Genomic DNA, 23,192 nt, shown 5'->3' on the forward strand with positions numbered 1-23,192 from the left:
TGAAAGCCCCGGTTACGGGGCTTTTTGCGTTCACCGGCCGGTTAAAGGCCCAGATCGCCCAGCAGGGCGCTCAGCGTTGCCTTGCCTTTCTTCTGGTTGGCTTCCACATCAAGGTCGCCCAGGCCTTCCCACTTCAAGTCGTCCTCAGGTAATTCATCCAGGAACCGGCTGGGGATGGTTTCCAGCTTTTCACCATATTGTTTGCGGGCTGCCGCGTAGGTCAGGGTCAGCGTTTCCCGGGCCCGGGTAATGCCCACGTACATCAGCCGTCGTTCTTCCTCGACGTTGCCCTCCTCGATGCTGCTGCGGTGGGGCAGGATTTCTTCTTCCAGGCCCATGATGAAGACGTGGGGAAACTCGAGGCCCTTGGACGCGTGCAGGGTTAACAACTGAACCTTGTCGCTGTCGTCCTCTTCCTCCCGTTGCTCCATCATATCCCGGAGAATCAGCTTGGTGATGGCGTCTTCAATACCCAGCTCGTCTGCGGTGCCCTTGCCGTCATCCAGCATGCGCTGAACCGATTCCACCAGGTACCAGATGTTCTCCATCCGCCGCTCGGCCTGCTTGGGCGTGCCCGAGTGCTGGTGCAGCCATTCCTCGTATTCGATGTCAGTAAATAGCTGTTTGATCACCGGGATGGGGTTCTCGCTGTGCAGCCGCTCGCAGGTGGCATCCACCCAGCGGGCAAAACGGCGCAAGCGGTCGAGTCCCTTCTCGGTCACATGGGTTTCGGCACCCATGTCGCCAAGCGCCCGGAACAGGCTGACGTTCCGGGAACGGGCGTAGTGGCTCAACTGCTCCAGGGTGCGGGGGCCGATTTCCCGCCGGGGCACGTTCACCACGCGAAGAAAGGCCGCGTCATCGTCAGGGTTGATCAGCAGGCGCAGGTAGGACATGGCATCCTTGATCTCGTTCTTGGAGAAGAACGACTGGCCCCCGGAGATGCGGTAGGGAATCTGGTAACTCTGGAGTTTCATCTCCAGCAGGCGTGCCTGGTGGTTACCCCGGTATAGCACGGCAAAATCCCGGAAATTCAGGCCCTTTTTCAGCTTCTGGTCAAGAATCTCGGTGGCAACCCGCTCGGTTTCCGCATCCTCGTTGCGGCACCGGACAATCCGGATTTCCTCGCCGACGGTGTGGTCACTCCACAGGGCTTTTTCAAACACGTGGGGGTTGTTGGCAATCACCGTGTTGGCGCTGCGCAGGATCCGGACCGTGGAACGGTAGTTCTGCTCCAGTTTGACGATTTTCAGGCTGGGAAAGTCTTCCTTGAGCTGCTCCAGGTTTTCCGGGCGGGCACCGCGCCAGGCGTAGATTGACTGATCGTCATCGCCGACGACCGTGAAAGCCGCCCTTTCAGCCACCAGCAGCTTGACCAGTTCGTACTGGCACACGTTGGTGTCCTGGTACTCGTCAACCAGCATGTAGCGGATCTTCCGGCGCCATTTTGCCAGCACCTCCGGGTTGGACCGGAAGAGCTGAACCGGCAGAAGAATCAGGTCGTCGAAATCGACGGCGTTGTAGGCCTTCAGGTATTCGTTGTACTTCTGGTAAATGATGGCGATGCGCTGTTCCCGTTCATCGGCTGCCTTGCTCAGCGCCTCCGCCGGCCCGCGCATGGCGTTTTTCCACGACGAGATGGTCATCTGGACATCATTGAGCTCATCGCCGGCCTCGGCACTGGCTTCCCGGAGCATCAGATCCTGCAGCAGGGCCTTGGCATCCTCGGCATCGAATATCGAAAATCCGGGGTGGTAGCCGAGATGAGTCTGCTCTTCCCGGATCATATTGAGGCCAAGGTTATGAAAAGTAGATACAATCAGGCCACGGGTGAGTTTACGGTCAACGATCCGGCCAACCCGCTCCTTCATTTCCCGGGCCGCCTTGTTGGTGAAGGTTACCGCCGCAATGTGGCGGCCGGGAATGCCCAGTTGCTCGATCAGGTAGGCAATCTTGCGGGTAATCACACTGGTCTTGCCACTGCCGGCGCCGGCCAGGACCAGCAGGGGGCCGTCGGCATAGCGGACTGCTTCGCGTTGTCGGGGGTTGAGCTTGTTCACAAATAGACTGCCAGGGTGGAACGGAATGGGGGAAACGGACGTTATGTATTCTACACCAGCCGGAGTTTCTGTACCTTGACGATCTGTCGACTATGATTGATAGAACGGACTCGGTTGTTCACGCATAAATGGATTCTGCTCGATGACACTGCCACTGGAAACCATGAGGCCCGGCCAGTTACGCCTGTTGGTTCTGACACCGGAATATGCCGATTTTCTCTGGCTCAATGCACTTCTGGCCGGTGACGTCGAGATAAGCGCCGACGCCACCTGGTGCCCGGACCTGGTGGATTGCGACGATCTTATCCGTAATGCCAGTTTTGATGTCATCATCTGGGACTGCGTGTTTCACGGCGGGTCCGAAGCTTCCTTCCTGCAGTACCTGGCGGTTGCCACCAGCGAAAAGCCGGTGCTTGCCCTCAGCGCCGAAGCTCCGGAGCAACGGGCACCGGAGCTGCTGGCGGCCGGTGCTGCCGATTACCTCTGCCGCCAGAGCCTGGACCACTGGAATTTCCGCCGGGCCGTAAAGTGCCTCTGGTATCGGGAGCAGTTGTCCGAGTCGGCCCATGGCCAGCTCGGTCGCGAGGTCGCCACCGGATTCATCAACCGGGATCTGTTCTTTGATCGTCTCCAGCAGGCGCTGCTTCGGGCCGAGCGAGCCGGGCACCGGCTGGCGCTGCTGCATCTCAATATTGACGATTTCCGCAGCATTAACGAATCCTTCGGCTACCAGAAGAGCGATCAACTGATGATGAAGCTGGCGGAACGGATCCGGCATTCCCTCAGGCGGGTCGATTCACTGATGCGGATCGGTGGTGACGAACTGGCCATTATCGTTGAGAAGGTGGAAGACTCCCTCGATATAACCCAGATCATCCGCAAGGTGGTCAGCGCCCTGGATGAGCCGGTGACCATTGATGGCCATAGCGTGGTGGTCAATGCCAGCCTCGGCGTGGCCACCTATCCGGAGGCCGGCGACAGCACGGAAAATCTGCTGCGCCGGGCCAACCGCGCCATGTTCGAGGCCAAGCGGGATCCGGGCACCAGTTACCGGTTCTACGACCGGCAACTGCATATCTCTGCCGGCTACCAGTTGCGGCTTGAGGCCGACCTGCGCAACGCCCTGCGCGGCAAGGAACTGGAACTCTACTACCAGCCGCGGATTGACCTGGCCACCGAGGAGGTCCGGGGCGTTGAATGCCTGTTACGCTGGAATCATCCGGAGCGGGGGTTGGTGGGGCCGGACGAGTTCATTCCCGTCGCGGAGCGCAGCGGCCTGATCGTGCCCATCGGCTATTGGGTCATTGAACAGGCCTGCAAGCGCCTGCAGGAGTCCGCGGAACTCGGGTTCCCGGGACTGGTGTTCGCGGTGAACCTGTCGTTCCGGCAGTTTCACGACCGCAAGATGACCGAGACCATTTTCCGGATCATTTTCAACGCCAATGTCGATACCAGCCTGCTGGAGCTGGAACTGACGGAAAGCGCCATGATGCACGATCCTGAGTATGCCCAGCGCTGCCTGCGCGAGCTGAACCAGCTAGGCATCAGTTTTGCCCTGGACGATTTCGGCACCGGCTTTTCCTCGCTGAGCAACCTGCAGCACCTGCCCATCTCGCTGGTGAAGATCGACAAGTCTTTTGTGCAGGAGCTGGGCAAGTCGGCGGATGCCGAGCATATTATCCGGGCCATTATCAGCCTGGCCCACAGTCTGCAGATCAGTGTGGTTGCTGAAGGCGTGGAAACCGAGGGTCAACTGGAGTTCCTGCGCCAGCAGCATTGCGACGAAATCCAGGGCTATTATTACGCCCGCCCCATGCCCTGGGCCGATCTTGTGCAATTCCTGAACAAGCGCGGTCAGGCCGCTTGCCTGCAGCAGTAAGCCGCTGTACCTTTGCTGCTTTATTGGCAAAGCATCAAAAACAGAGGTTGCATGAACAGTATCTCCAGGCGCATCGCCGACGAGCTCGGGGTCCGCGAGCAACAGGTTAATGCCACCGTCGCCCTGCTGGATGAGGGCGCGACCGTTCCGTTTATCGCACGCTACCGGAAGGAGGTAACCGGCTCGCTGGACGACAGCCAGTTGCGCAATCTGGAAGAGCGTCTGCGCTATCTGCGGGAACTGGAAGACCGTCGCGGCACCATCCTCAAGAGCATCGAGGAACAGGGCAAGCTGACCGATGAGTTGAAGGCGAGCATCAACGACGCAGACACCAAGAACCGCCTGGAAGATCTCTACCTGCCTTACAAGCCCAAGCGCCGGACCAAGGCCCAGATTGCCCGGGAAGCCGGCCTGGAGCCCCTGGCGGATGCCCTGTATGACGACCCGACCCTGGATCCGGAAAGCACCGCCCAGGGTTACCTCAACGCGGAAGCCGGCGTTGAAGACGCCAAGGCGGCGCTGGATGGCGCCCGCTACATCCTGATGGAGCGTTTTGCCGAAGACGCTGAACTGCTGGGCAGTCTGCGGGACTTCATCTGGCAGGACGGCCAGTTGAAGGTGACCGTGGTGGAGGGCAAGGAAACCGAAGGGGCCAAGTTCCGCGATTACTTCGATCATATCGAGCCCCTGAAAAAAGTGCCGTCCCATCGCGCCCTGGCCATCCTGCGCGGTCGCAACGAGGGCATTCTGGCCTACTCCATCGTGGTCGGTGGCGCCGATGACGATCGCCGCGCCCCTCATCCGGCGGAGCAGCGCATTGCCGCGCGCTGGAACATCCGGGATAACGGCCGGGCGGCCGACAAGTGGTTGTCGGAGGTGGTGCGCTGGACCTGGCGGGTCAAGCTCTCCACCCAGATTGAAACCGACCTGATGGCCCAGGTTCGTGAAGCCGCCGAGCTGGAGGCGATCAATGTTTTCGCCGCCAACCTCAAGGACCTTCTGCTGCTGGCGCCAGCCGGCCCGCGCCCGACCCTGGGGCTGGATCCCGGGCTGCGCACCGGCGTGAAGGTTGCCGTAATCGACGGCACCGGCCAGGTCGCAGGGCACGGCGCCATATATCCCCATGCGCCCAAGAACCAGTGGGACCGCTCCATTGAGCAACTGGCGGCCTGGTGCCGGGAGTACAGGATTGAGCTGGTGGCCATCGGCAACGGCACGGCCTCCCGGGAAACCGAGAAACTGGTGGCGGACCTGAGCAAGCGGTATCCGGAGCTCAAGCTGGCCCGGATCGTGGTCAGTGAGTCCGGCGCGTCGGTCTACTCGGCGTCCGAATTTGCCTCCAAAGAGCTGCCGGATCTGGATGTCACCATTCGCGGCGCCGTCTCCATCGCCCGCCGCCTGCAGGACCCGCTGGCGGAACTGGTGAAGATCGAACCGAAATCCATCGGGGTGGGGCAGTACCAGCACGATGTCTCCCAGGTGCAGTTGTCTCGCAGCCTGGATGCGGTGGTGGAAGACTGTGTCAACGGCGTGGGGGTGGATCTGAACACCGCCTCGGCACCTCTGCTTTCGCGGGTGTCCGGTCTGAACCAGACGATCGCTCAGAACATCATTGAATTCCGCAACCAGAACGGCATGTTCCGCAATCGCAAGCAACTGCTCAAGGTCACCCGTCTCGGAGACAGGACTTTCGAGCAGGCGGCCGGCTTCCTGAGGATTGCCGGTGGCGAGAATCCGCTGGACCGGTCGTCCGTGCACCCGGAAGCCTACGGCGTAGTGGAGGCCATTGCCGAGCGAAACCATCGCAAGGTTGAGGACATCATCGGGGATTCCGCCTTTTTACGTGGTCTGAATCCTCAGGATTACGTAACAGAACAGTTCGGTTTGCCGACCATCAAGGACATTATCGCCGAGCTGGAGAAACCGGGCCGGGACCCGCGGCCGGAATTCCGGTTTGCCAGTTTCGAGGAGGGTGTTGAAACCCTCAACGACCTGAAACCGGGCATGGTGCTGGAAGGTTCGGTGACCAACGTGACCAATTTCGGGGCGTTTGTGGATATTGGCGTCCATCAGGACGGCCTGGTGCATATTTCTGCGCTGTCCCATACCTTTGTCAAGGACCCGCGGGAAGTGGTCAAGGCCGGCGACATCGTCAAGGTGAAGGTGCTGGATGTGGACATTCCGCGAAAGCGGATCGCCCTCAGCATGCGCATGGACGATCAGCCCGGCGAGAAGAATGACGGCAAGCCCATGGCTGGAAACCGCGCCGGTGCCAGCCAGAAATCAGGTAACAGGAACAGCCGTAGCTCCGGTTCCGGCGAGAAATCCGGGCAGGGCGCCATGGCCGGTGCGCTGGCCCAGGCACTGGCCTCGGCCCGCAAGGACAGCCGCTAACCGATTTTCAATCTTTTTACCGGTGGGCCCCACACAAGAGGGGGCCGGCCGCAGCAGGAGTCAACCATGGCTGAATCCCGCCATTCCGTATTTCGTCAGTTCGCTGCCAGCGACTGGGATGGTTTTCTGAAGGGTGTCGAGAAAGAGGGGCTGCGGGTGGACCGCAACGGCTTCATTGCCCAGACCCCTCACCCGGAGGCCCTGGGATCGGCGCTGGCCCATCCGCGAATCACCACCGATTATTCCGAAGCCCTGCTGGAGCTGATTACCCCGGTGTTTAACAGCACCGGAGGCATGCTCAAGTCCCTTCGGGATATCCACACCTTTGTGCAGCAGAACCTCGGCGACGAGGTGTTCTGGGCGGCCAGCATGCCCTGTGAACTGGACGGCGATGCCAGCATTCCCATTGCCGAATACGGCAGCTCCAATATCGGCCGGCTCAAGCACGTTTATCGGCAGGGCCTGGCAGTTCGCTATGGCCGCATGATGCAGAGTATTGCCGGCGCTCACTACAACCTGTCCCTCCCGGACAGCTTCTGGCAGAAGTGGCAGGCGTTGCTGGGTAATGAGCAAAGCCTGAAGGACTTCAAATCGGACCAGTATTTCTGGCTGATCCGCAATTTCCGGCGCCGGAGCTGGCTGCTGATGCTGCTGTTTGGAGCCTCTCCGGCGCTGGATGCCAGCTTTGTTGCCGGTGTCAGCCACGATCTGAGCCGCTTCGATGAGCGCAGTTGGTACGGTGAATGGGCGACCTCGCTGCGTATGGGGGATCTGGGTTACCACAACAATGCCCAGGCCTCCCTGAATATCTGTTTCAACGAACTCATTACCTACACCCAGACCCTGGATCGGGCCATCCATACTGCCTGGCCTGCCTATGAGGCTATTGGCACCCGCCGGGGCGATGAATTCATCCAGATCAATACCAGCGTCCTGCAGATCGAAAACGAGTATTACAGTGCCGTGCGGCCCAAGCGAACCACCGAACGGGAAGAAAAGCCCATTCAGGCGCTGGAGGCGCGGGGCGTGGAATACATCGAGGTCCGGTGCCTGGACCTGGACCCTTTCTCTCCGGTTGGCGTGAACGAAGCCCAGATCGACTTCCTGGATCTGTTCCTGCTGGACTGCCTGCTGTCAGATTCGCCGCGCATCGGTGATGCCGAGTGTGAGCGGCTGGATGATAACTACAAGGACGTGGTGGCTCGCGGGCGGCACCGCGAGCTGAGCCTCTGTCGCGGCGGGCAGCGCACGCCGGTTTCCCAGGCGGCGACCGGGTTACTGGAGCAACTGGAGCCGCTTGCCGAGCTGCTGGATGGCTGGCAGGGCGGCGAAACCTACCGCAAGGCCCTTGCGGCCCAGCGCGAGGTGCTCTCGGGCGAATGGTCGGTGCCGTCGGCCCGGGTGCTGGAGGCCATGCGCGCCTCTGGCATGGGGCACCGGGAATGGGGCATGGACATGGCGCGCCAGCACCAGCAGACCCTGAGGCAGGAAGGTCTCAATGCCGAGGTTCTCGGAGCCTTCGAGACCATGACCTCAGATTCCCTGGCCATGCAGCAACAAATGGAACGTGCCGATACCCTGCCGTTTGGTGAGTTTCTGGAGCACTATCTGCACTCCTGACGCCCGGGTCCGGAACCCCGTTCTGGGGGTTGGCGGACCTGACGCACAGAAATTGAACAAAGATTTGTCACCCTCCGGTCCGGCTGTTAATTTTTGTAACATCAGGATCGGAGGAGCCGATATGGCAAGGGACATCAAGCTTGGCTGGGATGTGGAAGCACTGAACAAGGCGTATCGCCAGGGTCACATGGCGGCCTCGATGGGTATGGACAAAACCCGCTGCCCCTACCGGGGTGAGGTGGTTATCGCTGCCTGGGAAGCCGGGTGGGACGACGCGGCCCAGGGCAGCCGGGACAGCCGGGGCGAGGGCGACGACCTGTTCTCACTGATCGCCTGACCCCAAGGCCCTGTCTCGATCTATTTCTGCACCACGAATTCTGTAAACAGTACGCCGGCGATGGCTTCGCCGGTTTGCTGTTCTTCAAGCACCGCGTTTATCCGCCGTTTAGCTTCCTCTCGCAGTGCCTGCTGACCTTCCATGGACGTCAGGCGGTCGACATCCGTCTGCTCGCCGAACAGCATCACCAGTTCATGGCGCAGCCTTGGCATATGTGCTTCCAGGGCCGGCCTGGTGCCCGGGTTGCTTGCCCTCAGAGTGACCGCAGCCTTGAGGTAGGTCGGGCTGCCGTCGGGCTTGCCCACATGGGTCACGAACGCCGGGTCCATGCTGATGTAATCGGTGAATCCACTCTCTTCCGCAGCCGCCTCCTCCTTCGGAGGTTCCTCAGTCTGGGAAAGCGCCGGCAGGGAGACCAGTGAAAGCAGCAGGAAAATCAGTGGGAAAACAGGTTTACGCTGGTGTGTCATAGGCTTGAAGTTGATCGTGGTTTAGGGTTTAGTGACGAGTCGAAGGCGATATCGCCGATAGCACCGAGAATAGCAGGCCCGGTGCGAGGTTGCAGTTTCAATTCACAAGTTGAGGTGTTCATTTGACCAGCAGATGGATTTTCGGGCTGATTTTCGTGGTATGTGCCGCACTTCTGGGTGTCGCATTTTATATGGAGCACGTCATGGGGCTGGAGCCCTGCCCGCTTTGCTGGCTGCAGCGGTTCGGATTCATGGGCGCCGGGCTGGTCAGCCTGCTGGCCCTGTTGCAGGGCCCCACGGGATTCGGGATCCGGATTTATGGCTTTCTGCTGGCACTGACCGCCGGCGCCGGCCTGAGCGTGGCGGGCCGGCAGTTGTGGCTGCAGAGCTTGCCGGCGGACCAGGTGCCAGCCTGCGGACCGTCAGTCGACTATATGCTGGAGGTGTTGCCCTGGTTTGACGTGCTCTCTACCGCCCTGAGGGGAACCGGGGACTGTGCCAAAGTGGTGTGGCGGTTCATGGGCCTGAGCATTCCCGGCTGGACGGCAGTGTTCTTCACCGTGCTGGTGGTTATCGGCCTGGTGCTGTTGTTTCGCCAGCCAAAGTCGCGGTCGTGGATTGGCAACTGAAACGGTTGCGAGGAACCGCAGGCATGGGGTAACTTGAGCCAGACCCAGTACCAATCAGAACCGAAGCAGAAGCAGCGGATTACCAAGCGGAGAACAGGCGTCATGTTGGAAAATTGCCGAAATGCCAGGGAGCGTTGGGGTGGCGTCAGCGAACTGATTGATCGCTGGCTCAAGGAACGTCAGGAGCTTCTGGTGCATTATTGCGATCTGTCCGGGGAGAGTGATTTCTCACAGACAGAGGCGCTGAGAGAAAAGTTTGTGCGTCTGTGCGAGGTGCTTGTGGATTATGTTTCTACCGGGCATTTCGAGATTTACGAGCAACTGGCCAGTGAGGCCAGCGAGTTCAATGATGGTGGTACGGAGCTGGCCTCCAGAGTATATCCCCGGATTCAGCAGACCACAGAAATCGCGCTCAATTTCAATGACCGGCTGGATGGCCGGGAGTTATCGGAACAGGATATCAAAGAGCTGTTTGGCGAACTGTCGAAGCTTGGCGAAACCCTCGAGAGCCGGTTCGAGATGGAAGATTTCCTGATTGAGCATCTGCACAATGCCCACGCCAGTAAGGTGGCGTCGGTCTGAGCGAGCTCTGAAATAAAAAAAGCCCCAGTCAGGTGATCGCCGGCCGGGGCTTTTTTTTGGCCGCAGCATGGGTGGCGCTGCGGCCGTTTGGTTCGGTCGCTTACTTCTCGGATTCCGGGTTGATATCCAGAAGCTCGACGTCGAACACCAGGGTCTCGTTCGGACCGATCGCACGGTTACCGCCCGGACCATAGGCCAGCTCGGCCGGAATAAAGAGCTTGTAGCGGGCGCCTTCGCTCATCAGCTGCAGGCCCTCGGTCCAGCCCGGGATGACCTGGTTCAGGGCAAAGGTGACCGGCTCGCCACGCTCGCGGGAGCTGTCGAAGACTTCGCCGGACAGGAGTTCGCCGGTGTAGTGCACCTTAACCGTATCAGTGGCCTCTGGCTTCTCGCCCTCGCCCTTTTCCAGGACTTCATACTGCAGGCCGGATTCGGTGGTCTTTACACCTTCCCGCTTGGCATTTTCCGCCAGGAATTCCTTGCCGGCTTCAAGGTTCTTGTTCGCCAGTTCTTCGGTCTTTTTGGCTTCTTCTTCCTGAAGCTTCTGCTGGTAGGCCATCAGGGCCTGCTTGATTTCCTCGCGGCTCATGCGCTTGGCTTTTTCATCGCCTGCATGGCCGTGCTGGATGCCCTGGAGAAACTGGTCCATCTGCAGATTGGGCAGATCGTTGCTCATGCGCTCACCCAGGACCAGGCCCATGCCGTAGCTGACCTTCTGATCGGTTGACTCAAGCTCCGGTTGTACCGGTGCCTCGGGCGGAGTTGAGCAGCCTGCAACGAGACCGGTTACTGCCAGTGCGAGGAGCGTCTTTTTCATTGCTTCATCCTTTACCGTGTATGCATGGGGCAGCGCCCCGCGTTGTGTTTATCAGAACGCAGAAGGTAACGGGTTCTGGCGCCGGATGCCACTGAACATGTGTTAAGAATCCGGACGTGTCAGATCAGCTGCCGTTGTTGCCGGCGGCTGATGGCCCCAGCGAAAACGGTGCGGTGTAGGGCGACTGCCAGTCCGTCTCCGGTTCCGGAGCCCGGTTAAGAGGCGATGGCTTGTCCTGCCGCTCTATGGCCAGCGTGTACCAGGGGCCCTGTTTCGGAGGCTGGTCGGCGAAGTGCCAGTTGCCATCAGTGTCCTGCCACTTGAAAACGATTTCCGGACCCTCTGTGGGGATCGGTGAAGGCACCAGGCCTTCAAACGCCGGAATTTCCGGCTGGTCCTCGCTCGCGACCGGTTTGGATACATGCTCCGGGGTATTGAGCCCGAAGAAAATCAGCAACAACAGCAAACCCAGGGCGGGAAACGAGAGCCTTATGAGCCATTTCATCATCATGGCTGGTGGTCTCCCTCGGGGAAATTGGCCAGCACTGTGGCCAGTGTGTTCAGCAGGAGGCCGGCACCGTAATCAATTCGCGATGCCGGCGCGGCCGCAGCAAGATTGGTTCTGATCAGCGTATCGCGTCCGTGCATGTCAGATGGTTCCGGGTTGTTGATCATTAATGTCCGCCAGGCCAGTGCCAGTTCGATCTGTTCAGCTTCCAGCTCCAGGCCAGCGATGCCGGTGCGAAGCTGATGATACCTGCAGGGTGTGTCCGGCAGGGATTTTCTGGCGGCGCGCAGTGCACCGGTTACACGGTCGCGCCACTCTGTTACCGTAGCGTCCTCGACCCCGGCGAAGGCTCTGCCCGAGAGAGCAAGCCACGCCGCGCAGAGAATCCGCGTTACGCTCCAGCCCTGTTTCTGAAGTGCCAGGCAGGCGCCCGGCACCTCGGGCAAACGCCAGAATACCAGAGCAAAACGCCAGAGCGGGCTTTCCGGTTCCAGATCTGCCGGTAAATCCAGCGGCGATGTCGATAAATCCGGGATGGTAGCGGAGGTGACCGACATATGCGCTTAGCCTTCCCTGAACTTTCTACGTTGATAAAATGAAAACATGTTAACGATAACCGATCTCAGTTTACAACGGGGTGGCGTCTGGTTGCTAGAATCCGTCAACCTGACGGTTCAGCCCGGCCAGCGAGTTGCCATCGTCGGCGCCAATGGTGCCGGGAAATCCAGTCTTTTCCAGCTCTTACTGGGCCAGTTGGCCCCGGAGCAGGGCGCCGTCTCACTGCCGGGAGGCTGGCGTATTGCCCACATGGCCCAGGAAGTCGAGGCCTCCGATCGCAGCGCCCGGGATTTCGTTCTTGATGGTGATTTCGAACTGCGGCGCCTGGAGCGGGAGCTCGCCCGGGCGGAGGCTGCCCATGATGACCATGCTATTGCCCGACTTCATGGCGAGCTCGACCTGCATGAAGCCTGGTCTGCGGCCCGCCGTGCCGAAGCGCTGATCCGAGGGTTGGGTTTCTCCGACGAGGACGCCGACCGGCCGGTATCGGCGTTTTCCGGCGGCTGGCGTATCCGCCTGAATCTGGCCCAGGCCCTTATGCGACCCTCCGACCTGCTTTTACTGGACGAGCCGACCAACCACCTGGATCTGGACGCCTGCCTGTGGCTGGAGAACTGGCTGCGGCGCTATCCGGGGACCCTGCTGTTCATTTCCCATGACCGGGATTTCATGGATCGGGTCGCAAGCCATGTGGTGCATTTCGACCGGCGCAAGCTGGAGCTCTATACGGGTAATTACTCAGCCTTTGAGGGCCAGCGCAGCGAGCGACTGGCCCAGCAGCAGGCCGGATTCGAGCGCCAGCAGGCCAGGATCGCGGAAATCCAGCGCTTTATTGATCGCTTCAAGGCCAAAGCTACCAAGGCCCGGCAGGCCCAGAGCCGGGTAAAGGCCCTCGAGCGCATGGAGCGTATAGCCCCGGCGCATGTCGATTCACCCTTCAGTTTTGAATTTCCGGTGGCCGAGAAGGTCTCCAACCCCCTGTTGTCAATTCGCAACGGCAAGGCCGGGCATGGCCATACCCCAATCCTCGAGGGGATCAATCTCACTTTGTTGCCGGGCAGCCGGATCGGCCTTCTGGGCCCGAACGGCGCGGGTAAGTCCACTCTGATGGATGCGCTCCGCGGTGAAGACACCCTGTTGTCTGGCGATCGCACCTGCGGAGAGAACCTGGCGATTGGATATTTTGCCCAGCATCAGCTGGAATCGCTGGATCTGGACGCCAGCCCGTTTCTGCATTTGCAGCGGCTGACCCCCAGGGCGTCTGAGCAGAGTATCCGCAACTTTCTCGGTGGCTTCGACTTTCACGGCGATGAGGCGCTGAGCCCGATCCGTTCCTTCTCCGGCGGGGAAAAGGCGCGGGTGGCGCTGGCGGTGATTGCCTGGCAGAGACCGAACCTGCTGCTGCTGGACGAGCCCACCAACCACCTGGACCTGGAAATGCGCCAGGCCCTGACCATGGCGCTGCAGAACTTCGAAGGTGCCATTGTGGTGGTGTCCCATGACCGGCACCTGCTGAGAAATACCGTTGACGAGTTCTGGCTGGTGAACGATGGCCGGGTTGCCGAGTATGAGGGGGATCTGGAGGACTACGAGCGCTGGCTGGCCGACCGTCGCAAGGATGAAACCGAAGCGCCGAAGCGAACCTCGGCAGGCCGGGTGGCTGCGGCCGAGAATACCGAGGCTGTCGGGGAAAGCGCCGACGACCGTAAGGCCCGTAAGCGCGCCGAGGCGGCTCTGCGCCAGAAGCTCAGCCCCTATCGCAAGCAGCAGACCGCCCTGGAGAAGGAAATGGATCAGTTGCAGCAGAAGCTGTCGGTTCTGGAGGAAGAGCTTGCCAACCCGGGGCTCTATGACGACAGCGGCAAAGTCCGCCTGAAGGAGCTGCTGGGTGACCAGGCTTCAGCGACGGCCCGCCTTGAAAAAGTTGAAGCGCAGTGGCTGGAGGTCAGTGAAGCGGTGGAGTCCCTCGAAGCTGAGCTGGCCGCTGGCTGATTGTTGTCAGCCGCCGTTCAGCTCGAGCGTGAAATCCTGTTTGGCCAGGTAGTCCCGTTCGTTTTCAAGGTCTGCCAGGGTCAGCGGCCGGTCATCCAGCCAACCCGCCGGAAACGTCAGTACCAGCTTGTCTTTGTGGGCCTGCAGGGTAAATTCGGGTGGCGGCTCCATGTTGCGCGGATGCTGGAGCAATACCGCCAGACGCACCAGAACGCAGAGATAGCGCAGCCGGGGAATGTCTTCCGGATCCAGCCCCTCGAAAATGGCAGCGGCAAACTTGCGCCGGTGACCCCGGACGAGAGTGGCCAGATCCCGCTGGAACTGCTGGGTAAAGCCTGGCAGGTCTGAGTAACGCAGCAGGTAGGCACCATGCTTGTGGTACTGGCTGTGAGAGATGGTCAGGCCGATTTCATGCAGGCGGCAGGCCCAGCGCAGGACCTCTTCGTCGGCCGCTGTGTCGAGTCCCCAGTCGCCCGCAACCTGCTGCCAGGCGGCTACCGCGGTCGCCTCTACTGCGGCCCCGTGTTCGTGATCAACGTGATAGCGCTCCTGCAGGGCGGAGATGGTGCGCTCGCGCACGTCCTCGTGCTGGATCCGCCCGACAATGTCGTACAGCAAGCCTTCCCGAAGGGCGCCGTCGGCAAAGGACATTTCCGTGATCCCGAGGGACTGGAAGGCTCCCATCAGAATGGCGAAGCCGGCGGGGAAAATGCTCTGGCGGTCAGAGCGCACGCCCAGATCCGACAGTTTTTCCGCTTTGCCCATGTCCACCAGGCGCTTGCGCAGTTCCTGCATGGCTGGAAGGGTGATGGTGCCATCGGTGATTTTCAGGGAGGAGAGGGCACTGGTAATGGCCTTGATCGACCCGGAGGAGCCAACGGCGCTCTGCCAGCCGATGGCGCGGAAATGCTGACGGATGTTCTGCAGTTCCTGCTCGGCGTGGGTGATTGCCCTGTCCATTTGCCGGCGGGTAATCTTGCCATCCGGGAAATACCGGTTCCGGAACGACACGCAACCCATGTGCAGGCTTTCCAGCTTCTGGGGCTCGAAGCGCTGGCCGATAATGAACTCGGTACTGCCGCCACCGATATCTATTACCAGTCGGCGCCCGCTGTCGTCGGAGAGGGTGTGGGACACTCCCAGGTAAATCAGGCGTGCTTCCTCGCGCCCGGCAATGATCTCCACCGGGTAGCCGAGCACCTCTTCCGCGCGGGTCATGAACTGATGGGCGTTGCGGGCCACCCGAAGAGCATTGGTTCCGACAATCTGCACCGCTCCCGGGGGCATGCCCTTGAGTCGCTGTGCAAACCGGCCCAGGCAGGCCAGGGCCCGCTCCTGGGCATCCTCGGTCAGCCGGTTGAACTGATCCAGGCCGGCGCCGAGCTGGACTTTTTCACCCATCTTCTCGAGCGTTCGGATTTCGCCATGCACAAGTCGGGCAACCACCATGTGGAAGCTGTTCGAGCCCATGTCGATAGCTGCAAGCACCTCTGGCGAGGATGCAGCGTTTTCGGCGGTGGAGGCGGCCGTCACGTGGGGGCAATCCTTCTGGTATGAACGTGCGGGTACTATAAGCGAAATCCCTCAGGCCTGTCAGTAACCGGCAGACGCGGGATTTGACCGGGGTCAGGCGGGGATCGGTTCACGGTAGTGGATCTACCGCTTCACATACGGCTGATCAATCGCGTAAAGTATGCCGTATTGTGATTTGGGTGAAGGGTTGCCGTAAAACATGGCGGCCTTCAGCGACAACCAATAGCACCTGAGCCCGGTAATGCAATCCTTTACGGACATGCCGGTGAGGTTCAGCCGTGCACGAATCAGGAAAAGGTAATGAGCGGAAATATCGTAAATGTAACTGACGCATCTTTTGAGCAGGATGTACTGCACTCCGACGTCCCCGTTCTGGTGGACTACTGGGCAGAGTGGTGCGGCCCCTGCAAGATGATCGCGCCGGTGCTTGAAGAGATTGCCGACGAATACGATGGCAAACTGAAAGTCTGCAAGCTCAACATTGACGAAAACGAGCAGACCCCGCCGAAGTTCAACATCCGTGGTATCCCGACCCTGATGCTGTTCAAGAACGGCAACGTGGACGCCACCAAAGTCGGCGCACTCTCCAAGTCCCAGCTTGCGGCCTTCCTGGACAGCAATCTCTGATTGCCGTCGGGCCGCCGGAAACCGCCCCTGAGTTCGCGCTCACGGGCGGTTTTTTATTGCCTGTCAGTCCCAGCCCTGTGACCGTTCCCGGTCCGAGGCCTTCTGCTCGACCCAGTGCTCACCGTCCTGGTTGATCTCCTTCTTCCAGAACGGCGCCGAGGTTTTCAGGGCGTCCATGATGTACTCGCAGGCCGCAAACGCATCGCCCCGGTGGCCACTGCAGACGCCCACAAACACGATCTGATCCTGCAGCGCCAGCCGCCCGACCCGGTGAATCACCCGGGCCTGACGGACATCCCAGCGGCTTGAAGCCTCGTCAATCAGCCCCTGAATCACCTGTTCCGTCATTCCCGGATAATGCTCCAGGTAAAGCCCGGTGACTCCCTGGGTATCGCCGCTGTCGCGCACCAGGCCGGTAAAGGTTGCGATTGCGCCGGTGCCAGCCCCGCTGTCCCGCAAGGCGGCATATTCGGCGGCGGAATCAAAATCCCCGGTCTGAATGGAAATCATCCTAGCCTCCGGTCACCGGCGGAAAAAGCGCCAGCTCATCGCCAGCCTGAACCCCGGAGCCGGGTTTCGCCATCGCCTGATTGATTGCAATCATAACCGGCTGCTCGCCCTGCAACTGGCTCCAGGCACCGCCCCGGCTGGCCAGGTCTGCCATGACATCGCCGGCAGTTAGCCCCGGCCTGGCCTCGACGGCCAGTTGCTCGGTGTCCAGCTCTTCTCGCAGGCGGGCAAAAAAACGAACCGTAATCGTGTTAGCACTCATAGTCAGCTCAATAATTCCGTAAACGAGTAATAGGTTAGCAGGTCGCCAGGGTTCACCGTGGTGTTTTCCGGCACGGCGGCAAGGCCATCGGCCCAGCAGGCCGCACTCAGAACGCCGGAGCTCTGGTTGGGGTAGGCGGCCACCACTGTCCCGGATTCCCGGGCCTCTTTCCGTGCCCGGACAAACTCTCTGCGAGCCGAAGGCGCCGCCACGGAAAAATCGGCGGGCAGTCTTTCTCCGGTCGGGCCAGCCGGGTTGCGCCCCTGGCGCTTGCGGATGTAGGGCATGCCCACCACCAGGAACGTCACCAGCACAGATGCCGGGTTACCCGGCAATCCCAGCACCTGGGTGCCGCCGATGGCGCCAAAGGCCAGCGGCTTTCCGGGTTTTATGGCCAGGCGCCAGAGCGACAGGTGGCCGGTTTCTTCCAGCACTGCCCGCACGTGGTCCTCTTCACCCACCGAAACGCCGCCGCTGGTGATGATCAGATCCGCCGTCTCCGCCGCGCGGAGCAGCGTGTCCCGGGTGGCCTCACGCTGGTCCTTCAATGTCTCGCACAGCACCACCTCGCAGCCAGCCTCGGCAAGCAGGCCCAGCACGGTGAAGCGATTGCTGTTGTAGATCTGCCCGGGAGCCAGGGGCGTTCCCGGGTCTACCAGCTCGTCGCCGGTGGACAGAACGGCAACCTTCAGCCTTGCCAGGACAGCGACCCGGGCAATGCCCATGGAGGCCAGCAGGCCCATTTCGTGGGGCCGCACCCTGGTACCCTTCGACAGGGCAAGGTCGCCCCTGGCCAGGTCCTGGCCCCGGCGCCGGATGTTCTGACCCTCGGTCACCTCGGCCTGGACAACAATGCCGGCGTCGGTCACCTCCACGCGTTCCTGCATCACCACCGAGTCGGCGCCCTCGGGAATCTCCGAGCCGGTGAAAATGCGGGCGGCAGAGCCCGGTGCCAGAGCCTGCGGTGCTGCACCGGCGGGAATGCGAGCCGAGACCGGTATCGCCTGTTGCCCGTGCAGGTCCTGTTTGCGCAGGGCGTACCCGTCGACTGCACTGTTGTCCGCCGGTGGAACGTCCGCAGGCACATAATGGTTCTCGGCGAGCACCCGGCCCAGTGAGTCGGCGAGATCCACCGTTTCTACCCGGGTGACGACAGGTGCCTCTGACAACAGGTGAGACAGGGCGTCTTCCAGTGGTGCCAGGTTTGGGTTGGCCATCCGTTCTGAACTCCGATCCAGGTGAGTGTTCGCCTCAGCGCGTGGCACGCTGGCCAATAACGTCGTTGATGCGTTGCATGGGCTTATCGGGTTTGCGAAGCACCAGGGCAGAAAAGTTACACGGGCCATGCCGGCTGTCCAGTTGGCTGCTCAGAATGCCGTTCCAGCCGGTACGGCAGGCGCCGGTGGAACCGGGCAGGCAGAAAATGACCGTATGGTTGGCCATCCCGCCGAACGCTCGTGACTGAACGGTTGAAGAACCGATTTCAGCGGCGGACAGGCGTCGGAATTCCTCCCCGAAGCCTTCAATGGTCTTGTCCAGCAAAGGTGCGACCGCCTCCGGGGTGCTATCCCTCTCAAGAAGGCCAGTGCCGCCGGTGATGATCACCACGTGCACGCCCGGGTCGGCGATCCAGCCAGACATCAGCGCCCGCACCAGGTACACATCATCGGGCAGGATGCGACGGGCGACCAGGCGGTGCCCGGCCTCTACCACACTGTCCTCGAGAAACTGGCCGGACGTGTCCTGATCAGGGCCGCGGGTGTCTGAAACGGTCAGGATGGCGACGTTCAGGGGGGTCAGTTCAGTACTGGGTACACTGCTCATGGACGGACTCCGCAAATCGGTGAAAAGTTCTTATACGCAAGTATCGCCATCACAGGTCTACAATGGAAGGGAGTAACCCATCAGGGGGAGGCCGGGAACGGCTGGTGCGGCGGTTCCTCCCTAAAATTGCTGTTAATTTGTGCAGTGCACTTGACATTCGCCAGTCAGGTGGCCGATTATCCGTCTTGCCCGGCGAACGGTTGTTCCCACTCTCTGGCTTCAGTACCTTAATCCCGGATTTCATCTGCACCGGTTGCTCCACCTGGCCAGCATCAGTTTCATCGTTCATTTGATCAATACGTTCAGCGGCACCCCTGTCATTCCAATATTCGTTTACTTCCATTCCTGATAATCCAATAAACTATGAATCTTACTGAACTCAAGCAGAATTCAATGCCCGAATTGCTCGAAATTGCGCAAGAGATGGGCCTCGACAACCTGGCGCGTTCGCGCAAGCAGGATGTCATCTTCACGATCCTGAAAAAGCATGCCAAAAGCGGGGAAGACATCTACGGCGACGGCGTGCTGGAAATTCTGCAGGACGGCTTCGGCTTCCTCCGTTCCGCTGATGCCTCCTACCTGGCAGGCCCTGACGACATCTACGTTTCTCCCAGCCAGATCCGTCGGTTCAATCTGCGCACTGGTGATACGGTTGCCGGCAAGATCCGGCCCCCGAAAGACGGTGAGCGTTATTTTGCACTGCTGAAAGTCAGTGAGATCAATTTCGACAAGCCGGATAACGCCCGGAACAAGATCCTGTTCGAGAACCTCACACCACTGTTCCCGGACGAACGTCTGCAGTTGGAAGCCGGTAACGGCAGTACCGAGGATCTCTCCTCCCGGGTTCTGGATCTGGTGGCACCCATCGGCAAGGGCCAGCGCGGCCTGATCGTGTCTCCGCCCAAGGCGGGTAAAACCCTGTTGATGCAGAGCATCGCCCAGTCGATCACCCGTAACAATCCCGAATGCCATGTGATGGTACTGCTGATTGACGAGCGGCCTGAGGAAGTGACCGAGATGCAGCGCACCGTGCGGGGCGAAGTCATCGCCTCCACCTTCGATGAGCCGCCCGCCCGTCACGTTCAGGTGGCCGAGATGGTGATCGAGAAGGCCAAGCGCCTTGTCGAGCACAAGAAGGATGTGGTTATCCTGCTGGATTCCATTACTCGTCTGGCGCGCGCCTATAACACGGTGATCCCGTCCTCCGGCAAGGTCCTGACCGGCGGTGTGGATGCCCACGCCCTGGAAAAACCCAAGCGCTTCTTTGGTGCGGCCCGTAACGTGGAAGAGGGCGGCAGCCTGACCATTCTGGCCACTGCACTGGTAAACACCGGCTCCAAGATGGACGAGGTGATCTACGAAGAGTTCAAGGGCACCGGCAACATGGAGATCCACCTGGATCGCAAGATTGCCGAGAAGCGAACCTATCCGGCCATCAACATCCGCAGCTCCGGCACTCGCCGTGAAGATCTGCTGATGAGTGAGGCGGATATCCAGCGTATCTGGATCCTGCGCAAGCTCCTGCACTCCATGGACGACGACACAGCTGCCATCGAGTTCCTGCTGGACAAGCTCAAGGACACCAAGACCAACGACGAGTTCTTCCAGTCCATGAAGCGCCGTTGATGCCCGGTCTGTAACCGTTTAACTCTTGCGCCTCCGTTTGGGGGCTGCAGCGCCGGGTGATCCCTCCCCGGACACGCCGTGAATACGTCCCTGTAGGCTTGGTCTTGCCATCCCTGGCAAGACACAGTCCGGGGAGGGATCACCCGGCACTGCTGATCTGATTCTCTGCGCGCATCGTTAATACCGACTTAGGGTTCAAGCTGCACAAGCGCTAGCGCCATGGGCATAATGTTTTGGCGGCAAAGAACAACGCTTAGCGAACGGGGTGGTGGATGTCTTTCCCAGACCGTGCATTGCCAGGGATGGCAATGCCGAGCCCCCAGGGATGGGTTTACGGCGTGTCTGGGAAAGACATCCACCACCCCGTTCCTGCACCCAAGCCTGAAGCACAGTAATTGCACTTCGAAACGGTACGGGATCTAACCGGAGCAATCGATGAAATACAACGACCTGCGTGACTTCATTGACCAGTTGGAGAAGCTGGGCGAGCTGAAACGGATCAGCGTTGAGGTCGACCCCCATCTGGAAATGACCGAAATCTGCGACCGCACTTTGCGGGCAGGTGGTCCTGCGTTATTGTTTGAAAATCCCAAGGGCTATGACATGCCGGTACTGGCGAACCTGTTCGGGACACCGAAGCGGGTGGCGCTGGGTATGGGGCAGGATAGCGTCACCGCGCTTCGGGACATCGGTAAGCTGCTGGCGTTTCTCAAGGAACCGGATCCCCCCAAGGGTTTTCGGGATGCCATTGAAAAGCTGCCGCTGTTTCGGCAGGTGATGCGGATGAGCCCGAAGGTGCTGCGCTCCGCGCCCTGCCAGGACGTGGTGATCGAGAGAGATCAGGTGGATCTTTACCAGATTCCGGTTCAGCACTGCTGGCCGGGGGATGCCGGGCCGCTGGTAACCTGGCCGCTGGTGATTACCCGTGGGCCCCACAAAGAGCGCCAGAACCTTGGCATCTACCGGCAGCAGGTGATTGGCCGCAATCGGCTGATCATGCGCTGGCTAAGTCATCGTGGTGGTGCCCTGGATTTTCAGGAGTTCCAGAAGGCCAATCCCGGTAAGCCATACCCGGTGGCTGTGGCGCTTGGCGCCGACCCGGCTACGATTCTCGGAGCGGTTACGCCGGTCCCCGATACCCTGTCGGAATATGCTTTTGCCGGCCTGCTCAGGGGCAGCCGCACTGAACTGGTGAAGGCGAGCCTGAGTGATCTTGAAGTGCCTGCCAGCGCCGAGATTGTGCTTGAGGGCTTCATCTACCCGGATGACGTGGCGCCGGAAGGGCCGTTTGGCGATCACACCGGTTACTACAACGAAGTGGATCAGTTCCCGGTGTTTACCGTGGAGCGCATCAGCCATCGCCGGGACCCGATCTATCACAGCACCTACACCGGCCGCCCCCCCGATGAACCGGCGATTCTCGGAGTGGCGCTGAACGAAGTATTCATCCCGATTCTGCAGAAGCAGTTTCCGGAAATCGTGGATTTCTACCTGCCGCCGGAAGGCTGTTCCTATCGGCTTGCTATCGTGACCATGAAGAAACAGTATCCCGGCCATGCCAAACGGGTGATGATGGGGGTATGGTCATTTCTACGGCAGTTCATGTACACCAAGTTTGTGATTGTCACCGACGATGATGTGAATGCCCGCAACTGGGAGGATGTGATCTGGGCGATTACCACCCGGATGGATCCGGTGCGGGACACCACCCTGGTGGAGAATACGCCGATCGATTACCTGGACTTTGCCTCCCCGGTGTCGGGACTCGGTTCCAAGATGGGGATGGACGCCACCAACAAGTGGCCGGGAGAGACCACCCGTGAGTGGGGCGAGCCCATCGCGATGGCGGACGATGTCAAACATCGGGTGGATGAGATGTGGGACTCGCTGGGCATTGAAAGTCCGGGATCCCGCCCCGACTGATATGCCCAGAGATCATCGGCGTGTCGCACTTTTACCGTCCGGTCTCGTCTTCGAAGTGGCTGCCGAACGGAATTTGCTCAGTGCCGCTGCCAGCGCAGGCGTCGACGTACCTGCGGCCTGTCGAAACGGGGTGTGTGAACTCTGTGAGGCCCGGTTACTGGCCGGGCTCGCGCTCAACACCCGAAACCAACAGATTATTAAGGTCGGTGGGCGGCTGATGCTGTGCAGAAGCACGGCGCTCACCGATCTGGATTTGGAGATATCCGCCGTTATGGCAGCTGGAAACAATCAGCCTGGCAAGTTTCAGGCAAAGGTCGTGGAGGTACGTTCCATCAGTCACGATGTCTATCGCGTGGAGTTGCAGCTTCCGCGGCGTCGGGAACTGTCGTTCCACGCCGGGCAGTATCTCTCGGTCAATCTGCCGGGCGCCGAGCCATGTTATTTTTCCATTGCCAGCAGCCCCTCGGCCCAGCACATCGAGTTGCATATCCAGGCGACGCCGGAATGGGTGTCGGCACAGAAAGTCATTGATGCCCTGACCTCCGGCGGTGAGGTAACCGTTGAACTGCCCCACGGCAAGGCCTGCCTGGCCTCGGCGCCATCAAAGCCGCTGCTGCTGGTGGCTGCGGGCACCGGCTTTGCGCAGATGAAGAGCCTGGTGGATTACCTGCGGGAGACTTCGTATAACCAGCCGGTCAAACTCTACTGGGGCGTGCGCCGCCACGAAGATATGTATCTGCGTGCCCTGGCCCAGCAATGGCATGAGGAGTGGCCACCATTCACTTTTGTGCCGGTGGTCGGGGACGACGAGGATAACGACTGGAGCGGTCACCATGACCAGTTGGTGCGTGCCGTGCTGGCTTCAGGCATGGACTGGGCGAATGTAGAAGTCCATGCCAGCGGCTCACCTGCCATGGTGTATACATTGATGGATGCGCTCGTTGACGCCGGCCTGCCTGAAGGTGCGTTTTTCTCGGATGTACTGGAGTACGCACCCCGGAAATGAAAGCGTGAACTCGGGGTCAGATGAAAACGGGGTCA

General features: G+C 60.4%; 22 protein-coding genes. 11 read left to right on the forward strand and 11 right to left on the reverse strand.

From position 1 onward, the window contains the following. Positions 1–41 precede the first annotated feature (41 nt). A complete protein-coding gene (rep, locus tag msub_RS18490; RefSeq protein ID WP_048497602.1) occupies positions 42–2,060 on the reverse strand; it encodes a DNA helicase Rep in 2,019 nt (672 codons plus the stop codon). 142 nt (positions 2,061–2,202) lie between these two features. On the opposite strand from rep, the gene msub_RS18495 reads away from it, so the two are divergent. The 4 genes from msub_RS18495 to rmf all read left to right on the forward strand — a co-directional run bounded on the left by msub_RS18495 (position 2,203) and on the right by rmf (position 8,290). Next, positions 2,203–3,939 (forward strand): putative bifunctional diguanylate cyclase/phosphodiesterase, encoded by a 1,737-nt coding sequence (locus msub_RS18495; protein ID WP_048497603.1) that lies wholly within the window; start codon positions 2,203–2,205, stop codon positions 3,937–3,939. A 51-nt stretch (positions 3,940–3,990) separates the two neighbouring features. Then, the gene (locus msub_RS18500) at positions 3,991–6,333 is read left to right on the forward strand and encodes a Tex family protein (RefSeq protein ID WP_048497604.1); all 2,343 of its coding nucleotides are present in this window, start codon (positions 3,991–3,993) and stop codon (positions 6,331–6,333) included. Between the two features lie 66 nt (positions 6,334–6,399). Then, the gene (gene gshA / locus msub_RS18505; RefSeq protein WP_048497605.1) at positions 6,400–7,953 is read left to right on the forward strand and encodes a glutamate--cysteine ligase; all 1,554 of its coding nucleotides are present in this window, start codon (positions 6,400–6,402) and stop codon (positions 7,951–7,953) included. 121 nt (positions 7,954–8,074) lie between these two features. Further along, positions 8,075–8,290, forward strand: coding sequence for a ribosome modulation factor (rmf, locus tag msub_RS18510; RefSeq protein WP_048497606.1), 216 nt, complete (start codon positions 8,075–8,077; stop codon positions 8,288–8,290). A gap of 20 nt (positions 8,291–8,310) precedes the next feature. On the opposite strand, the gene msub_RS18515 is transcribed toward rmf, so the two are convergent. Continuing rightward, on the reverse strand, positions 8,311–8,760 hold the full coding sequence (locus msub_RS18515; RefSeq protein ID WP_048497607.1) for a flagellar basal body-associated FliL family protein: 450 nt from the start codon (positions 8,758–8,760) through the stop codon (positions 8,311–8,313). A gap of 122 nt (positions 8,761–8,882) precedes the next feature. Here msub_RS18515 and msub_RS18520 point away from each other — a divergent pair, with 122 nt between their 5' ends. Both msub_RS18520 and msub_RS18525 read left to right on the forward strand, forming a co-directional pair. Continuing rightward, positions 8,883–9,389: a disulfide bond formation protein B gene (locus tag msub_RS18520; protein ID WP_048497608.1), complete on the forward strand. Its 507-nt coding sequence runs from the start codon at positions 8,883–8,885 to the stop codon at positions 9,387–9,389. A gap of 102 nt (positions 9,390–9,491) precedes the next feature. Then, entirely contained in the window at positions 9,492–9,971 is a 480-nt protein-coding gene (locus msub_RS18525) for an Rsd/AlgQ family anti-sigma factor (protein WP_048498024.1), read from the forward strand. Between the two features lie 100 nt (positions 9,972–10,071). Here msub_RS18525 and msub_RS18530 read toward each other — a convergent pair whose 3' ends face one another. The 3 genes from msub_RS18530 to msub_RS18540 form a co-directional block, all read right to left on the reverse strand. Further along, positions 10,072–10,788, reverse strand: a complete 717-nt coding sequence (locus msub_RS18530; RefSeq protein WP_048497609.1) for an FKBP-type peptidyl-prolyl cis-trans isomerase — start codon at positions 10,786–10,788, stop codon at positions 10,072–10,074. Between the two features lie 124 nt (positions 10,789–10,912). After that, positions 10,913–11,299 (reverse strand): hypothetical protein, encoded by a 387-nt coding sequence (locus msub_RS18535; RefSeq protein WP_048497610.1) that lies wholly within the window; start codon positions 11,297–11,299, stop codon positions 10,913–10,915. Then, complete coding sequence (locus tag msub_RS18540) at positions 11,296–11,853, reverse strand: TIGR02444 family protein (RefSeq protein ID WP_048497611.1); 558 nt, start codon at positions 11,851–11,853, stop codon at positions 11,296–11,298. The genes msub_RS18535 and msub_RS18540 overlap by 4 nt, the downstream gene beginning before the upstream one ends. A gap of 46 nt (positions 11,854–11,899) precedes the next feature. Here msub_RS18540 and msub_RS18545 point away from each other — a divergent pair, with 46 nt between their 5' ends. After that, on the forward strand, positions 11,900–13,846 hold the full coding sequence (locus msub_RS18545; RefSeq protein ID WP_048497612.1) for an ATP-binding cassette domain-containing protein: 1,947 nt from the start codon (positions 11,900–11,902) through the stop codon (positions 13,844–13,846). Between the two features lie 6 nt (positions 13,847–13,852). On the opposite strand, the gene ppx is transcribed toward msub_RS18545, so the two are convergent. Further along, on the reverse strand, positions 13,853–15,379 hold the full coding sequence (gene ppx, locus msub_RS18550) for an exopolyphosphatase (RefSeq protein ID WP_048497613.1): 1,527 nt from the start codon (positions 15,377–15,379) through the stop codon (positions 13,853–13,855). Positions 15,380–15,679: 300 nt separating this feature from the next. Here ppx and trxA point away from each other — a divergent pair, with 300 nt between their 5' ends. After that, the gene (gene trxA / locus msub_RS18555; protein ID WP_048497614.1) at positions 15,680–16,006 is read left to right on the forward strand and encodes a thioredoxin TrxA; all 327 of its coding nucleotides are present in this window, start codon (positions 15,680–15,682) and stop codon (positions 16,004–16,006) included. Between the two features lie 63 nt (positions 16,007–16,069). Here trxA and msub_RS18560 read toward each other — a convergent pair whose 3' ends face one another. From msub_RS18560 to msub_RS21685, 5 genes are read right to left on the reverse strand one after another with little or no spacing between them, the layout of a single operon-like run. Continuing rightward, on the reverse strand, positions 16,070–16,516 hold the full coding sequence (locus msub_RS18560; RefSeq protein ID WP_048497615.1) for a molybdenum cofactor biosynthesis protein MoaE: 447 nt from the start codon (positions 16,514–16,516) through the stop codon (positions 16,070–16,072). Between the two features lies 1 nt (position 16,517). Beyond that, on the reverse strand, positions 16,518–16,778 hold the full coding sequence (locus msub_RS18565) for a MoaD/ThiS family protein (RefSeq protein ID WP_048497616.1): 261 nt from the start codon (positions 16,776–16,778) through the stop codon (positions 16,518–16,520). A 2-nt stretch (positions 16,779–16,780) separates the two neighbouring features. Then, complete coding sequence (locus msub_RS18570) at positions 16,781–17,995, reverse strand: molybdopterin molybdotransferase MoeA (protein ID WP_048497617.1); 1,215 nt, start codon at positions 17,993–17,995, stop codon at positions 16,781–16,783. A 34-nt stretch (positions 17,996–18,029) separates the two neighbouring features. Beyond that, positions 18,030–18,602, reverse strand: coding sequence for a molybdenum cofactor biosynthesis protein B (gene moaB / locus msub_RS18575; RefSeq protein WP_048497618.1), 573 nt, complete (start codon positions 18,600–18,602; stop codon positions 18,030–18,032). A 49-nt stretch (positions 18,603–18,651) separates the two neighbouring features. Beyond that, entirely contained in the window at positions 18,652–18,945 is a 294-nt protein-coding gene (locus msub_RS21685) for a hypothetical protein (protein WP_156182836.1), read from the reverse strand. Between the two features lie 20 nt (positions 18,946–18,965). On the opposite strand from msub_RS21685, the gene rho reads away from it, so the two are divergent. The 3 genes from rho to msub_RS18590 all read left to right on the forward strand — a co-directional run bounded on the left by rho (position 18,966) and on the right by msub_RS18590 (position 23,157). Beyond that, entirely contained in the window at positions 18,966–20,228 is a 1,263-nt protein-coding gene (gene rho / locus msub_RS18580; RefSeq protein WP_048497619.1) for a transcription termination factor Rho, read from the forward strand. Positions 20,229–20,663: 435 nt separating this feature from the next. Continuing rightward, positions 20,664–22,151, forward strand: a complete 1,488-nt coding sequence (gene ubiD, locus msub_RS18585) for a 4-hydroxy-3-polyprenylbenzoate decarboxylase (RefSeq protein ID WP_048497620.1) — start codon at positions 20,664–20,666, stop codon at positions 22,149–22,151. A 1-nt stretch (position 22,152) separates the two neighbouring features. Then, positions 22,153–23,157, forward strand: a complete 1,005-nt coding sequence (locus msub_RS18590) for a 2Fe-2S iron-sulfur cluster-binding protein (RefSeq protein ID WP_048497621.1) — start codon at positions 22,153–22,155, stop codon at positions 23,155–23,157. Positions 23,158–23,192: the final 35 nt, after the last annotated feature.

The organism is Marinobacter subterrani (assembly GCF_001045555.1).
GTDB lineage: Bacteria > Pseudomonadota > Gammaproteobacteria > Pseudomonadales > Oleiphilaceae > Marinobacter > Marinobacter subterrani.

Excerpts from the sequence above, each read along its gene's own strand:
- trxA (WP_048497614.1), top strand. The coding sequence starts at position 15,680 with ATGAGCGGAAATATCGTAAATGTAACTGACGCATCTTTTGAGCAGGAT.
- msub_RS18525 (WP_048498024.1), top strand. The coding sequence starts at position 9,492 with ATGTTGGAAAATTGCCGAAATGCCAGGGAGCGTTGGGGTGGCGTCAGC.
- moaB (WP_048497618.1), bottom strand. The coding sequence starts at position 18,602 with ATGAGCAGTGTACCCAGTACTGAACTGACCCCCCTGAACGTCGCCATC.
- msub_RS18535 (WP_048497610.1), bottom strand. The coding sequence starts at position 11,299 with ATGATGATGAAATGGCTCATAAGGCTCTCGTTTCCCGCCCTGGGTTTG.
- ubiD (WP_048497620.1), top strand. The coding sequence starts at position 20,664 with ATGAAATACAACGACCTGCGTGACTTCATTGACCAGTTGGAGAAGCTG.
- msub_RS18590 (WP_048497621.1), top strand. The coding sequence starts at position 22,153 with ATGCCCAGAGATCATCGGCGTGTCGCACTTTTACCGTCCGGTCTCGTC.
- msub_RS21685 (WP_156182836.1), bottom strand. The coding sequence starts at position 18,945 with ATGGAAGTAAACGAATATTGGAATGACAGGGGTGCCGCTGAACGTATT.
- msub_RS18545 (WP_048497612.1), top strand. The coding sequence starts at position 11,900 with ATGTTAACGATAACCGATCTCAGTTTACAACGGGGTGGCGTCTGGTTG.
- msub_RS18530 (WP_048497609.1), bottom strand. The coding sequence starts at position 10,788 with ATGAAAAAGACGCTCCTCGCACTGGCAGTAACCGGTCTCGTTGCAGGC.
- msub_RS18500 (WP_048497604.1), top strand. The coding sequence starts at position 3,991 with ATGAACAGTATCTCCAGGCGCATCGCCGACGAGCTCGGGGTCCGCGAG.
- gshA (WP_048497605.1), top strand. The coding sequence starts at position 6,400 with ATGGCTGAATCCCGCCATTCCGTATTTCGTCAGTTCGCTGCCAGCGAC.
- rho (WP_048497619.1), top strand. The coding sequence starts at position 18,966 with ATGAATCTTACTGAACTCAAGCAGAATTCAATGCCCGAATTGCTCGAA.
- msub_RS18565 (WP_048497616.1), bottom strand. The coding sequence starts at position 16,778 with ATGAGTGCTAACACGATTACGGTTCGTTTTTTTGCCCGCCTGCGAGAA.
- msub_RS18515 (WP_048497607.1), bottom strand. The coding sequence starts at position 8,760 with ATGACACACCAGCGTAAACCTGTTTTCCCACTGATTTTCCTGCTGCTT.
- msub_RS18540 (WP_048497611.1), bottom strand. The coding sequence starts at position 11,853 with ATGTCGGTCACCTCCGCTACCATCCCGGATTTATCGACATCGCCGCTG.
- msub_RS18570 (WP_048497617.1), bottom strand. The coding sequence starts at position 17,995 with ATGGCCAACCCAAACCTGGCACCACTGGAAGACGCCCTGTCTCACCTG.
- msub_RS18560 (WP_048497615.1), bottom strand. The coding sequence starts at position 16,516 with ATGATTTCCATTCAGACCGGGGATTTTGATTCCGCCGCCGAATATGCC.
- msub_RS18495 (WP_048497603.1), top strand. The coding sequence starts at position 2,203 with ATGACACTGCCACTGGAAACCATGAGGCCCGGCCAGTTACGCCTGTTG.
- rmf (WP_048497606.1), top strand. The coding sequence starts at position 8,075 with ATGGCAAGGGACATCAAGCTTGGCTGGGATGTGGAAGCACTGAACAAG.